Annotated in this window: 9 protein-coding genes; 4 read left to right on the top strand and 5 right to left on the bottom strand. The window is 69.1% G+C overall.

The window, feature by feature from the left end; genetic code table 11:
• Nucleotides 1-33: 33 nt before the first annotated feature.
• Nucleotides 34-714 (bottom strand): hypothetical protein, encoded by a 681-nt coding sequence (locus tag GF068_RS43335; RefSeq protein WP_170319293.1) that lies wholly within the window; start codon nucleotides 712-714, stop codon nucleotides 34-36.
• A gap of 219 nt (nucleotides 715-933) precedes the next feature.
• On the bottom strand, nucleotides 934-2,340 hold the full coding sequence (locus GF068_RS04275; RefSeq protein ID WP_153817968.1) for a hypothetical protein: 1,407 nt from the start codon (nucleotides 2,338-2,340) through the stop codon (nucleotides 934-936).
• A gap of 611 nt (nucleotides 2,341-2,951) precedes the next feature.
• Between GF068_RS04275 and GF068_RS04270 the strand changes: the two genes are divergently transcribed.
• Both GF068_RS04270 and glgB read left to right on the top strand, forming a co-directional pair.
• Nucleotides 2,952-7,040: a CheR family methyltransferase gene (locus GF068_RS04270; RefSeq protein ID WP_153817967.1), complete on the top strand. Its 4,089-nt coding sequence runs from the start codon at nucleotides 2,952-2,954 to the stop codon at nucleotides 7,038-7,040.
• Between the two features lie 4 nt (nucleotides 7,041-7,044).
• Nucleotides 7,045-9,306 carry a 1,4-alpha-glucan branching protein GlgB gene (gene glgB, locus GF068_RS04265; RefSeq protein WP_153817966.1) on the top strand — a complete coding sequence of 754 codons (2,262 nt, stop codon included), beginning with the start codon at nucleotides 7,045-7,047 and terminating at the stop codon, nucleotides 9,304-9,306.
• A 13-nt stretch (nucleotides 9,307-9,319) separates the two neighbouring features.
• On the opposite strand, the gene GF068_RS04260 is transcribed toward glgB, so the two are convergent.
• The 3 genes from GF068_RS04260 to GF068_RS04250 are packed head-to-tail and all read right to left on the bottom strand — an operon-like array spanning nucleotide 9,320 to nucleotide 11,399.
• A complete protein-coding gene (locus GF068_RS04260) occupies nucleotides 9,320-10,150 on the bottom strand; it encodes an SGNH/GDSL hydrolase family protein (RefSeq protein WP_153817965.1) in 831 nt (276 codons plus the stop codon).
• 8 nt (nucleotides 10,151-10,158) lie between these two features.
• Nucleotides 10,159-10,704: a hypothetical protein gene (locus GF068_RS04255; protein ID WP_153817964.1), complete on the bottom strand. Its 546-nt coding sequence runs from the start codon at nucleotides 10,702-10,704 to the stop codon at nucleotides 10,159-10,161.
• Complete coding sequence (locus GF068_RS04250) at nucleotides 10,701-11,399, bottom strand: hypothetical protein (protein WP_153817963.1); 699 nt, start codon at nucleotides 11,397-11,399, stop codon at nucleotides 10,701-10,703. Before GF068_RS04250 ends, GF068_RS04255 begins: the two co-directional genes overlap by 4 nt.
• Nucleotides 11,400-11,526: 127 nt before the next feature.
• Between GF068_RS04250 and GF068_RS04245 the strand changes: the two genes are divergently transcribed.
• Nucleotides 11,527-12,051 (top strand): DUF1269 domain-containing protein, encoded by a 525-nt coding sequence (locus GF068_RS04245; protein ID WP_153817962.1) that lies wholly within the window; start codon nucleotides 11,527-11,529, stop codon nucleotides 12,049-12,051.
• 93 nt (nucleotides 12,052-12,144) lie between these two features.
• Nucleotides 12,145-13,242: a redox-regulated ATPase YchF gene (ychF, locus tag GF068_RS04240; protein ID WP_153817961.1), complete on the top strand. Its 1,098-nt coding sequence runs from the start codon at nucleotides 12,145-12,147 to the stop codon at nucleotides 13,240-13,242.
• Nucleotides 13,243-13,270: the final 28 nt, after the last annotated feature.

Raw genomic sequence — 13,270 nt, 5'->3', positions numbered from 1 at the left:
AGCCCGGTACGCGAGCGGGGGAGGCCCCGAGGACTAGGCCTCTTCGACGCGGATCGGGAGCCAGTCGAAGCCGGTGACGCCTGCGTCGCGGAAGATGCGCCAGACCTTCGGGGTGACGAGGAAGAGGGGATACGGGAAGAGGGCTTCGCTCACGTCGCCGTCGAACTTCACCTCGCCAAACCATTCCCATGTCACGTTCACGTCGCTGATATCGGCGAGGTCCGCGGCGCGGTAGGCGAGGCGGAGAGGGATCTCCGCCTTCCAGGAGAAGCTACTTCGCCCGCACGTACATGGCGTGTAGGGGTAGATGCTCGTCGATCGCGGAGACATGGGGGGCAAGGTATGCGTGGCGCACATCTGCCGCCACGGGATCTGGAAACTCCGCTCCTCGAACCCGGCGAAGACGTCCCGGAACGAGAGCCCTGTCGCGCCGCTCTCTGCGAGCGCACGGGCCAGCTTTTCGTCGACGAGAATGTCATCATAACAAGTCGCTGCCGCGCGCCGGCCTTCGAGCTTGGGGAGGTCTTCGCCCTCGATGAACATCGCGGACGTCTGCCGGGCCCCGGCGCCGCACCGATTGCAGGCATCGGACATGTCGTAGGTCGTGCCCATGCGCGGGCCGCCGAAGACCGTGGAGTTGACGTCGTACCACATGAAGAGCAAGCGCGCGGATTCGAGCTCCTCGTCGGTGAAGCTGTCGTAGCGCCGTTCCAACCAGGAAGCACCACGCTCCGTGAGGAGATGCAGGAGGCGCGGCAGGCGCTCGTCCCTTTCGTCGAGGGTGACGATGGTGAAAATCGCACCCTCCTCCAGTTCCGCTACGTCGGGACCGCAGCGCGCCGTATCGAGCAGCGCACGGGATCCCTCTGGGATGCGGTCGCTTCTGAATAGAATTCGGACTTCCGTCTTCATTTCGCACACCAATGGCACGGGTTACTTGCCAAAGTACGGCTTGATGGCATCGAGCCAGTGTTGATGAGGGGCGTATACCTCCTCGTATACCTTCCAGACGTTTTCCTTGCTCGTGGGGGGCAGCCTCTTCCTGGCTTCATTGAGCGCATTCGTTATCCTTTTGTGCTGCGCCTCCGTCAAGATCACGGACGGTAATTTGTCGAGCTGCTTCTTCGTGAGCCCGAACTCCCGTCCCATCGCCTTCTCGAGGATGTGATGCGCCTGATACGAACCTTCTAACCCCCGGGTGAACTCGCGCATCACCTCGTATGCCCCGATCGCGCCGTTCTGCTCCAGCCCGTGCGCGATGTCCTCCCCGTACTGCTTCGCCAGGAGCTCCGCCGTCTCCTTGGACAGCTCCTCGGCCCCCTCGATGATGAGCGGCGCCTTCTTCGCGCAAGCCTCCTCCAGCTTCTTCGCGAACGTCTCCGCCTGCCCGACGAGCACCCCCGAGGCGACCTGCGCAATCGCCGCCGCGGCCTGGACGATGGCGCTGTCGACGCCGTCCTCGCTGCTCCCGCCGATGATGCCGAACCGCTTGCCGTCCTTGCGTGCGAGGTCGTGATTGAACTCGCCGTTCAGCATCGCGGAGGCGATCGACAGCTCGCGGACCATCCGTTCGAGCGGCGTCAGGGGCTTCGCCTTGCCCGTCCCGTCGCCCGCAGCTTCGCCCTTGCACCCCTCCTTCGTCTGCCCGCACGGCACCACACTCACGAGCGGTCGCCCCTGCCGATGCTGGATCTCCGGCAATGCACCGCCGCGATCCACCATCGCGCATTGCTCATCCACGCATCTCGGCGGACGCACCTCGTCGCGCGAGGGCAAAACGCCTTCCTTGCTCAGGATCCCCGACTCCCGCGGCAACTGCGGCTCCTTCGATAGCACCCCCTGCGGCGGCGGTGGCGATCGCCTCGCCTCCTCCGGCGGGTCCTCACTCCGGATCCGCTTCTTCTCGACGCGCTCCTCGATGCTGGCGGCCTTGTCCCCGCTTCCGCCGCTGTCTCCGCCTCCCTCCTCCACCTCTTTCTTCTTCGGCGGCGGCGGCTTCGACTTCGCCACGGGCGGCGGAGCCGGCGCTTTCACCGGCGGCGCCGGTTCGCACGGCTTTCTCGGGTCCAGCTTGCGCAGAAGCTTCTGATTCTCGGGCGACGCACGAGGATCGAAGTAATAAAGCGGCATCTCGGGGACCAGCTCCAGAGCGAGCTTCAAATCCTTCCCCGTCACCAGCGACCCGCCCGGCAGATACGACCACCGGTGATGCTGCGGCCCGTGCGGATGGAAGCAGATCCCGATGGTCCGCCGCGGCTTGGGATCCGCCGCCCGCGCCGTCGACGCGCACAGGACGAAGAGGATCAGCAGCAAACACGCGACGAAGACACGGCGAATCATGGGCAGCCCCCCTTCGGTGAGCGCAGCCACGCCTCGTCCCCCCCGCGGCGGTGAGCGGGCGCCTTTCCGCTTGTGCACCAGGTTCCAGCACCCGGACAACTCCACCGCCCGCTTCTTCAACCCCCGCCGGGAGCCCCGGAAGGGTAAGAAACCACGCACCTGATCGCGTAGAACGCGCCCGAACGACCCTTCGCGGGCGTCTGACACGTGTCGGGCGACGCAGAACCGTCCTTCGCGCGCACCCGACACGCGTCGAGCGCGTCCGAGCGAGCCTTCGCGCCCATCCGACACGCGTCGAGCGCGTCCGAGCGAACCTTCGCGCCCATCCGACACGTGCAAGATCGCGCCGAGCTGCCCTCCGCGCGCGCTCTGCACGCGTCAGGTGATGTCGAAGGCACCTTCACGCGCGCTCTACACGCGTCCGGCGCCTCGCGAGGAGCCTCCGCGCGCGTCCGACCAAGCGAAGCCGCGAGCTCAACCCTCTCCGTGCGCCCGCCTCCCTCCACCTTCACCCGTCCGTGTCCCGCCCCTCTGTCTGCCCCCTCGCCGGGTACACTGGATTTCGTTTTCCCCTTCCGCGCGGCCATCCCTGGGGATAACAACAGCCCACCATGACGCGCTCCTCCCCCGGCCATCGTGGCTCGTCGTCGCCTGGATGTGGTTTGGTCGTCGGGGTCGGCGCTTCCGCGGGAGGGATCCCGGCGTTGCAGGAGTTTCTCCGGGGCATCCCGGAGGGGGCCGGGCTCGCGGTCATCGTCTTGCTCCACGCCGAGCCCTCCGCCGGGAGCCTGCTCTCCGAGCTGCTCGCCAAGTCCACCGTCCTGCCCGTCGTCGAGGCAGAGGAGGGCCTGACGCTCGAGCCGGAGCACGTCTACGTCACGCCGAGCCGCTCCCTCTTGACCGTGCGTGATCACGTCATCCACGTCGCCCCCGTCCGGAGCGCCGCGGAGCGACACGCGCCGATCGATCACCTCCTCCACTCCCTCGCGCGCGAGTTCGGCGAGTCCGCCGTCGCCGTCATCCTCTCCGGCGCCGGCAGCGACGGCGCGCTCGGGCTCCGGGCCGTCGGCGAGGCCGGCGGCTTGACGATGGTCCAGGACCCCGTCACCGCGCGCCACGACAGCATGCCGCAGAGCGCCCTCATGACCGGCGCCGTCGATTGCATCAGGCCACCCGACGAGCTCGCCGCCGAGATCGTCGCCCACGCGCGACATCGGCAGAAGACCGTCGGCGACGAGGACTCGCTCCGCAGGGACATCGCCGATGCGTTGCCCGCGATCTGCGACGTCCTCCTCCAGGTCAGCGGACACAATTTCAAGCACTACAAGACCAGCACCCTCCTCCGGCGCACCCTGCGCCGCCTCCAGGTCCTCCGCATCGACAAGGCGCACGAATACCTGAAGCGCCTGCGCGCCGATCGGGTCGAGGCCAATGAGCTGTTCAAGGACCTCTTGATCGGCGTCACCGCCTTCTTCCGCGACCCCGAGGCCTTCGAGGTCCTCGCGCGTGAGGTCCTCCCCAAGCTCGTCTGCGATCGCTCCGCCGAGCAGGCCGTGCGGATCTGGGTCCCGGGCTGCGCGACCGGCGAAGAGGCGTACACCCTCGCCATGCTCGTGCGCGAGGCGCTCGACGGCGTGGACACCAAGCCCATCGTCCAGATCTTCGCCACGGACATCGACGAGCAGGCCCTCGCGACGGCGCGGCTCGGCGCGTATCCGCTCGGCATCGCCGACGAGGTCTCACCCGAGAGGCTCGCGCGTTTCTTCGTCCGCAACGGGCAGCACTACCACGTGCGCAAGGAGATCCGGGACCTCGTCCTCTTCTCGATCCACAACCTGATCAACGATCCGCCGTTCTCCCGGCTCGACCTGATCTCCTGCCGCAACCTGCTCATCTACCTCGGCTCGCACCTGCAGAAGAAGCTGATCCCGCTCTTCCATTACGCGCTCCGGCCAAACGGGTACGTCTTCCTCGGGCCCTCGGAGAGCCTCTCGGCGCACCGCGAGCTCTTCCGGCCGATCGACCCGCGGCACCGGATCTCCCAGCGCCTGCCGACCGCCGTGAACATGCCCGGCGTGCTCCCCGGACGCGACGGCCCGCCCGTCACGGTCAGGCCGCCGAACGCGCCGTCCGCGGGCGAGACCGATGTCTACCTGGTCATGCAGCGGATCGTGCTCGACGAGTTCGCGCCGAAGGCCGTCGTCGTCGACGAGGAGGGGCAGATCGTCTCGGCCTCGGGCAACCTCGAGAAGTACCTGACCATCTCGGCCGGCGCGTTCCACAACAACCTCGTCCGGCTGGTCCGCGATGGGCTCGCCGTCGGGCTACGCGCCTCGCTCGCGCTCGCGGTCAAGGAGCGGCGCAAGGTCGTCCACGAGGGCCTCTCGGTCCGCGTCGCTTCGGGCATGCAACGCGTGATGCTCACCGTGCAGCCGATGCCCCAGCTCGGCGAGCAGTCGGCCCTGTTCCTCGTCGTCTTCCAGGACGTCGGCCTGCCGGTGGCGCGGGAAGAGTCGAAGACGAGGGCCGCCGAGGACGCCGCGGCCCTGCTCGAGCAGGTCGAGCAGGAGCTCGTCACGACACGCGCGGACCTCGAGAAGACCGTGCAGGAGCTCGAGGTCGCCAACGAGGAGCTGAAGTCGAGCAACGAGGAGCTGCTCTCGATGAACGAGGAGCTCCAGTCGGCCAACGAGGAGCTCGAGACGTCGAAGGAGGAGGTGCAGGCCGCGCACGAGGCGCTCACGCGGGCCCACACCGACCTCGAGAACCTCTTCACGAGCACGCGGATCGCCACGCTTTTCCTCGACGAGGGCGGGCGCGTCCAGCGCGTCACGCCGGCGATCGCCGACATCTACAACGTCACGCCCGCGGACGTGGGTCGGCCGCTCGTCCACTTCACGCACCTGATGAAGTCGATGCCGCCGCTGCCCGGGCTCGACGAGGTCACGCGCGCGTCCGGGCCGATCGAGGCCGAGATCGAGGCGCAGAGCGGCGCGACGTACCTCCGGCGCGTGTTGCCGTACCGCAACCGGGCGGGCGAGGCCGAGGGCGTGGTCGTGACGTTCACCGACGTGACGGCGGGCAAGGAGGCCGAGGCGGCGCTACGCGAGAACGAGGCGCGGGTCCGGGGCATCCTCGACGGGGCCGGCGTGGGGGTCCGGGAGGACGATTTCTCCGCGGTCTCGGCGCTGCTCGAGCGGCTGCGGAGCGAAGGCGTCAAGGACCTGCGCGCGCACCTGACCGAGCACCCCGCCGTGGTGAAGGAGGCGCTCGGCCTCGTGCGCCACGTCAGCGCGAACCCCTTCGCCGTCCGCGTGTACGAGGCGAAGGACGAGCCGGAGCTGCTCCGCTCGCTCCGCCGCGTGCACACGCCCGAGAGCGAGCGCGTCTTCGTCGAGCAGCTCGTCACGCTCTGGGAGGGCCGGAGCTTCCTGCAGGCCGAGACCGTCAAGCGCACGCTCGGGGGCCGGCTCTTGCCGGTGCTCTTCACGGTGGTCTTCGGGGGCGAGCGCGGCGAGCGCACGATCGTGAGCATGCTCGACATCACCGAGCGCAAGCGGGCCGAGGAGGCGCTACGCGAGGCGGATCGGCGCAAGGACGAGTTCCTCGCCACGCTGGCGCACGAGCTCCGGAACCCGCTCGCGCCCATCTCGAACGCGGTGGAGATCCTGAAGCGGCTCGGGCCCGAGGAGCCGAGCCTGACGAACGCGCGCGACATGATCGCGCGGCAGGTGGCGCACATGGTCCGGCTCGTCGACGACCTGCTCGACGTCTCGCGGATCACGCTCGGCAAGGTCCAGCTCCAGAAGGCGCCGATCGAGGTGGGCGCGGTGGTGCGGCAGGCGCTCGAAACGAGCGGGCCGCTGCTCGCGGCCCGGCGGCACGAGCTGCAGAGGATCCTGCCGAGCGAGCCGATCCGGGTGGACGGCGACCTGACGCGGCTCGGCCAGGTGGTGAGCAATTTGCTGAACAACGCCGCCAAGTACACGGACGAGGGGGGCACGGTCCGGCTCGTCGTGGAGCGGGATCCGGGCGATCCGAGGTTCGTGTTGATCCGCGTCCGCGACACGGGGCGAGGGATCGATCCTGCGGCGCTGCCGCACCTCTTCGATCTGTTTTATCAGGTGGATCGGAACCTCGATCGCTCCGAGGGCGGGCTCGGCATTGGGTTGTCCCTGGTCCGCACCCTGATCCAGATGCACGGCGGTACGGTGCATGCGTACAGCCAGGGGCGAGGGACGGGGAGCGAGTTCGTCGTGCGCCTGCCGAGCCTGCGGGAGACGACGAAGGCGGAAGTCGAGGAGAAGGAAGCCATGGCAGAGAGCGCGACCGCGGGGACGCGGGTGCTGGTGGTGGACGACAACGTGGACGCGGCGGAGAGCATGGCGATGGTGCTCGAGTTCGACGGCCACGAGGTGCACACGGCCCACGACGGTCAGGCGGCCGTGGAGATGGCGCTGCGCGAGCGGCCGGAGGTGATCCTGCTCGATATCGGGTTGCCCGGGCTGAACGGGTACGAGGCGTGCCGGGCGATGCGAAAGGCCGGGCTGACGGACGCGCTCATCGTGGCGATGACGGGATACGGGCAGGACGAGGATCGGCGGCTGTCGCACGAGGCAGGCTTCGACGCGCACGAGGTGAAGCCGCTCAACCTGGAGGTCGTGCGGCGGCTGGTGGAGCAGCGGTCGAGGCCGCGATGAGTCGATGAGCGCGGACGCCTTCGATCGAATCGCCGCCGTGGATGCGGCGGACCCGCACGGTGTGCTCGGTCCTCATGTCGAGGAGGGCCGGCTGGTCGTGCGCGTGTTCCGGCCGGAGGCGATGTCGGTCGTATTGCGGCCGGACGATCCGGGGTTGAAGCCACGCGTGATGGCGCGGGTGCATCCGGGCGGGATCTTCCAGGCGTCGTTCGAGGGGGTGGAGCGGGGTTTTCCGTATCGGCTGGAGGTGCGGTCGTCACGCGGGACGACGGTGGGGCGGGACGCGTATGCCTTTCCGGCGTCGCTCGGGGAGGGGGAGCTCGATCCGGCGGCGGACGGGGTAGCGCGTGAATACCCGCGGCGGCTCGGGGCGCACGTGGGCGAGGCGGGGGGCGTCGTGGGGACGGCGTTCGCCGTGTGGGCGCCCGGGGCGCGGCGGGTGAGCGTGGTCGGCGATTTCAATCGCTGGGACGGCCGGCGGCACGCGATGCGCCGGACGAGGCACGGGATCTGGGAGATCTTCGTGCCCGAGGTGCGGGCGGGGGCGACGTACAAGTACGAGATCAAGACGGCGAGCGGGCTCGTCTTGATGAAGAGTGATCCGGTGGCGTTCGCGGCGGAGCTGCGGCCGAGCCACGCGTCGAAGGTGGCGGCGTCGTCGTTCACGTGGAGCGACGCCGAATGGATGGAGGCGCGGCGAGGCGCGGATCCCCACGCGCGGCCGATGAGCATTTACGAGGTGCACCTCGGCTCGTGGCGGCGCAAGCGGGCGGCGGGCAAGGCCGAGGGGGCGGGCGCGTGGCTCACGTATCGCGAGCTGGCGGACGAGCTCGTGGCGTACGTGGTCTCGCTCGGCTTCACGCACGTGGAGCTCTTGCCGGTGATGGAGCACCCGTTCGACGGCTCGTGGGGGTACCAGGTGACGGGGTATTTCGCGCCGACCTCGCGCTTCGGGGCGCCGGACGATTTTCGTTACTTCGTGGACCGCTGCCACGCGGCGGGCCTCGGGGTGTTGCTCGACTGGGCGCCGGCGCATTTCCCGAAGGACGCGTTCGCGCTCGGCCGCTTCGACGGCGGGCCGCTCTACGAGCACGAAGATCCGCGCCGGGGCGAGCACCGGGAGTGGCGGACGTTCGTCTTCGATTACGGCAAAAAAGAGGTGCGCAACTTCCTCGTCGCGAGCGCGCTCCACTGGCTCGAGGCGTTCCACGTCGACGGGTTACGCGTGGACGCGGTGGCTTCGATGCTCTACCTCGATTACGGGGCGAAGCACGCGGACGAATGGGAGCCGAACGAGTTCGGCGGCCGGGAGAACCTCGACGCCGTGCTCTTCTTGCGCGAGCTCTCGGACGTGGTGCACCGGGAGTTGCCGGGGGTTTTGCTCTGCGCGGAGGAGTCGACGACGTGGCCGGGCGTGACGCGACCGACGTACGTGGGCGGGCTCGGCTTCGATTTCAAGTGGAACATGGGGTGGATGCACGACACGCTCGATTACTTCGCGCTCGACCCGATCTTCCGCGCGTTCCACCACACGAAGATCACGTTCGGCTTGATGTACGCGTTCTCGGAGCGGTTCCTGCTTCCGCTGTCGCACGACGAGGTGGTGCACCTGAAGCGGGCGCTGCTCTCGAAGATGCCGGGGGATCGGTGGAAGCAACACGCGAACCTGCGGTCGCTCTACGCGATGATGTGGGCGCACCCGGGGAAGAAGCTGCTGTTCATGGGCGGCGAGCTCGGGCAATGGCGGGAGTGGGACCACGACCGCGCGCTCGACTGGGGGCTCCTGGAGGAGGAAGATCACGCGGGGTTGTCGCGGCTCGTGCGGGATCTGAACGGGCTTTACCGGAGGTACGAGGCGCTGTGGGAGCTCGACGAGAGCCCGGCGGGGTTCACGTGGATCGACGCGAATGACGCGATCCAGAGCGTGGCCTCGTTCGTGCGATTCCCGCGGCAGCCGGACGGATCGGAGGAGCCGTGTCCGAAGAGGATCCCGAAGGGGATCTTCGTGGTCTTCGTCGGGAATTTCACGCCGCTGCTGCGATATGGATACCGCGTGGGTGTGCCGCGGCGGTGTCGGTACCTGGAGGTGCTGAACACGGACGCGCGGAGCTACGGGGGGAGCGGGGTGGGGAACCTGGGGAGCGTGGCGTGCGAGGCGGTGGCTTCGCACGGGTTCGAGCAGTCGATCGTGCTGACGTTGCCGCCGCTCGGAGGGTTGTTCCTGGTGCCGGAGATGGATGAGGATCCGGTGGAGGGGGAGGCGTAGACGGGGGCGCCTCTCAGCCGCCGCCCTGCGCGAATCGCCCGAGCTCGCCGAGGACCCACCGGGCCGTCTCCTCGGTACCCACGCCGTCGAAATGCAAGCCGTCGGGCCGGATGGGTTTTCCGTCACTCTCGACGCGGCACGCCGGCGTCGGGCAGACGTGGCCCATCAAATCGAGCAGGTGCCAGTTGCGCTTCCGCGCGGCGCCTTCGAGCATGCGGTTGTAACAATCGACGCGGGCAGGGACGGTGCCGCGGCGCCACGCGCCCATGGGATAAGGGACACGCGTGAGCACGATCCGGCCGGCGCTCGGGCCCATGGCGTCGGCGAGCTCGAAGAGACGCGCTTCGTAGGAGGCGAGCCAGGCCTCTTCGCAGGCGCTTTCATTGAGGAAGGCGCCGCCGAGCACGAGGAGCGTCATGTCGGGGCGGAGCTCGGCGACGTCCAGGGCCCAGCGCTCCGCGCAGCTCGTGCCTTTCACGGGTTTGCCGTCTTCGATCCACGTCTTCGCCTCGAAGATCGAGCAACTGCCCACGCCACGCACGGAGACGAACGCGCCGGCCTCGTCCTGACGATATCGCAAGGCCAGGCCGAGGAAACTCGCCACCGAATCGCCGAGGACGAGGAGGCGGAGCGTGCCCGGCGGGAGCGCCTCGCGGGGCGGGAGAGATTCGACGGGGACCGAGAAGGGGGTCGGATAGGCAATGGGCGGCGGCGCCGGAGGGGGCGGCGCCGGGGTGGACGCAGGCAGGCGAGGGGAGGGCGGGGGCTGTCGGCGGAGGAGAAACAACGCGGCGGCGAAGGCCCCGAGGAGCACGGCGAGGCCAATCCAGGACGGGCGTGACATCCTCGTGTTCACGGCACGTACGAAAGCGGCCCCTCTCGTTCGAGCAGGAAATAACTCGGCGTGCCCACCCGCGCGAGCCCGAGATCGAGGTACGTCCACCCGAGCAGGCGGTCCACGCGGCCCTCGTCGAGCGAGACCAGGGGATCCCGCCCCAGGCGAATCGGGTCGAGCCGCCCATTCTCACCGGCGAGGTTGTAATCGATCACGAGCCCGTGCCGCGCAGCGACGGGCATGTCGTACGCGCGGCCGTCGCGCACCTCGTAAAAACCGAAGCACCGCGGCTTGCCGCGCGCGTCGCACATGGGCTCGCGTGGGCCGTCGAGCCCGGCCTGCTGCATACGCACGTTCCACCCGCGCAGCGCGCCCGTCGTCGGATCGCGGCGGAAGGTCTTGCGGAAGGTGAGCCACGTCATCGCGACGATCGGCGCGGGCAGCCCGAGCGAGACGCCGCGGTATTCGCTGTCGTCGAGCGCGCCCGGATCGATCGGGTGGCCATTCTCCAGGAGGGAACGGAGCTCGGAGCGCGAGAGCGAGAGGAAGTCTTTCGTGTTCATGCCGTCACCGGTTCGGGGCAAAAAGCGCCGAGATCGATCTCGCCGCAGAGGAGCGCCGGGAGCGCCTCGCGCCAGGTGGCAGGCATTCGCGCGCACCAGCGCAGGTAGCCGCTGAACGAGATGTCGGGATCGTCGGCCTCGCGCGGCGCGAGGCGCACGCCATCCGTGCGCGCGCGCTCCACCGCCGCGAGCAAGCTCTCGTGGTATCCCTCGAACACCACGAGGTCACGTAACCATTCAGCGCGCGGATCCTCGCCCGAGACGACACGCGCCGCCCGCTCGTGGAGCTCTTCGAGCGCGCCGGGGTGGATGCCAAGCAGCTCGAGGTCGTAGGCGAACTGATTGCCGTCGTGATGCGCGCCGAGCAGGTGCCGGAGGACGCGCTCGCGCGAGGACGCGAGGCCGGAGAAATCGAGCGGCGCGATCGCCCGCTCCCGCACGAGGAAGGGGAAGCGGAGCGGGCGGTATGCGAGCAGCCGCGCGCGCAGGGTGGGGCGGACCCGATGCTCGCGGCAGGTGCCGATCGTCTCGGGGCGCGTGACGAGGCGCACCCACATGCGGATCACGCCGAGCGAGAGCTGCACGAGGTTCGGCGCGCGCGGGACGAGGCCGGACGCCTCCACACGCGCGAGGTTCTCGGAGATACGCCGGGGAAAGAGGAGCAACGCGCCAGTCCAGAGGGGGTCGTCTCTCACGAGCGCCCTTGATTGAACGGCGGCGCGCGGGCGTCAAGGCCAGGCGGCCCGGCCGAGCCATTACGACGCCTGGGGACGGCTTGCCGAACCGGCACGGCGGTCCGATGCTCCCGCCGAGGAGGATGCCATGCGACACGCGCTTTTCGCCTTGTTCGACCACGATCACGACGCCGCGAGCTCTTTGCGCGCGGTCCTCGCGCTGCCCGGCCTGCCCAGGCCGTGCTCCGTGCTCGTGCACCACGACAAGGTGAACCGGAACGATTTGCCGCTCGGCGAGACGAGCGCGCGCGAGGGCATCACCACGGGCGCGCTCGTCGGCTCGGTGGCGGGTGGCCTCCTGGGCGGGCTCGTGCTCGGGCCGCTCGGCTACATCGCGGCCGGGCCACTCGCCGCGACGCTGTTCGGGATGCTCGGCGGAGGCGCGGCGGGCGCGCTCGGCGGAGGGCTCACCGGCGCAGGCAAACCCGACCCGGTGATCGACGACGTCGAGCGAGAGGTGAAGGCCGGCAAGGTGCTCCTGACGGTCGAGGTCGAGAACATGGCCCAGGCCGAAGAGGTCGCGGAGATATGCCGCGCCCACAACGGGACCATCGCGCGCAAGCCGGTCTTCGGGTTCTGGAGCCATCGGTTGCACGACAAGGACGCGGCCTGAGGGCGCCCGCCCGCCAAGCCCGCCCGGAGGGCCTGGTGCGTCCGCCTCGGACATGCTAGGTCGCGCCGCCCTCTTTCCCCCCCGAACTGCGCCATGGCCCTCAAAGTCGCGATCGTCGGTCTGCCCAACGTCGGCAAGTCCACCCTCTTCAACGCCCTCACCCAGACGGCGGCCGCGCAGGCGGCCAACTACCCGTTCTGCACCATCGAGCCAAACGTCGGCGACGTGGCCGTGCCCGAGCCGCGGCTCGACAAGCTGGCGACGCTGGCCGGATCGAAGGAGATCATCCCGGCCCGGATCAACTTCGTCGACGTGGCGGGCCTCGTGCGCGGCGCGTCGAAGGGCGAGGGCCTGGGCAACCAGTTCCTCGCGAACATCCGCGACTGCGACGCCGTCGCCTTCGTCGCCCGCTGCTTCCAGAACGACGACGTGACCCACGTCGAGGGGCGCGTCGACCCGCTCGCCGACCTGGACATCATCGAGACCGAGCTGATGCTGGCGGACATCGACAGCCTGGAGAAGCGGATCCCCAACCTGGAGAAGCGGATCCGCGGCGGCGACAAGGAGGGCGCGACCACGCTGCGCCTGCTGAAGCTCGCCCTCGAGCAGCTCCACGCAGGCAGGCCGGCGTTCACGGCCAAGGTCGAGCCGGAGGACCAGAAGGCGTGGCGCATGCTGCAATTGCTCACCGCGAAGCCCGCGCTTTACGTGTGCAACGTCGACGAGGCCGCGGCCGCGACGGGCAACGCGCTCTCGGCGAAGGTGTTCGAGCGCGCGGCGAAGGACGGCGCGAAGTCCGTGGTGATCTCGGCGCAGATCGAGGCTGAAATCGCCCAGCTCGGGCCCGCCGAGCGCGCCGAGTTCCTCGAGACGTTGGGGCTCGTCGAGCCCGGCCTGAATCGACTCATCCGCGAGGCGTATGCGCTCCTCGGGCTGCAGACGTACTTCACGGTCGGCCCGAAGGAGGCGCGCGCCTGGACGATCCCGATCGGCGCGACCGCGCCCGAGGGCGCGGGCGTGATCCACACGGATTTCGAGAAGGGCTTCATCTGCGCCGAGACCATCGCCTACGACGATTTCGTCAAATTCGGCGGCGAGAGCGCCGCGGCGCAGGCCGGCAAATTGCGCAAGGAAGGGAAAGCCTACGTCGTCAAGGACGGCGACGTGATGCATTTCCACTTCAACGTCTGACCTCGCTCGCTCCCCGCGACGTCGCGGG

It is taken from the genome of Polyangium spumosum, from assembly GCF_009649845.1.
GTDB classification, from domain to species: domain Bacteria; phylum Myxococcota_A; class Polyangia; order Polyangiales; family Polyangiaceae; genus Polyangium; species Polyangium spumosum.
Note: the sequence above shows the minus strand (reverse complement) of the source record. Positions and strands in the feature narration are given on the sequence as shown.

Bases quoted from the DNA above. Each gene is read 5' to 3' on its own strand.
- GF068_RS04275 (WP_153817968.1), bottom strand. From the start codon at position 2,340: ATGATTCGCCGTGTCTTCGTCGCGTGTTTGCTGCTGATCCTCTTCGTC.
- GF068_RS04270 (WP_153817967.1), top strand. From the start codon at position 2,952: ATGACGCGCTCCTCCCCCGGCCATCGTGGCTCGTCGTCGCCTGGATGT.
- glgB (WP_153817966.1), top strand. From the start codon at position 7,045: ATGAGCGCGGACGCCTTCGATCGAATCGCCGCCGTGGATGCGGCGGAC.
- GF068_RS04260 (WP_153817965.1), bottom strand. From the start codon at position 10,150: ATGTCACGCCCGTCCTGGATTGGCCTCGCCGTGCTCCTCGGGGCCTTC.
- GF068_RS04255 (WP_153817964.1), bottom strand. From the start codon at position 10,704: ATGAACACGAAAGACTTCCTCTCGCTCTCGCGCTCCGAGCTCCGTTCC.
- GF068_RS04245 (WP_153817962.1), top strand. From the start codon at position 11,527: ATGCGACACGCGCTTTTCGCCTTGTTCGACCACGATCACGACGCCGCG.
- ychF (WP_153817961.1), top strand. From the start codon at position 12,145: ATGGCCCTCAAAGTCGCGATCGTCGGTCTGCCCAACGTCGGCAAGTCC.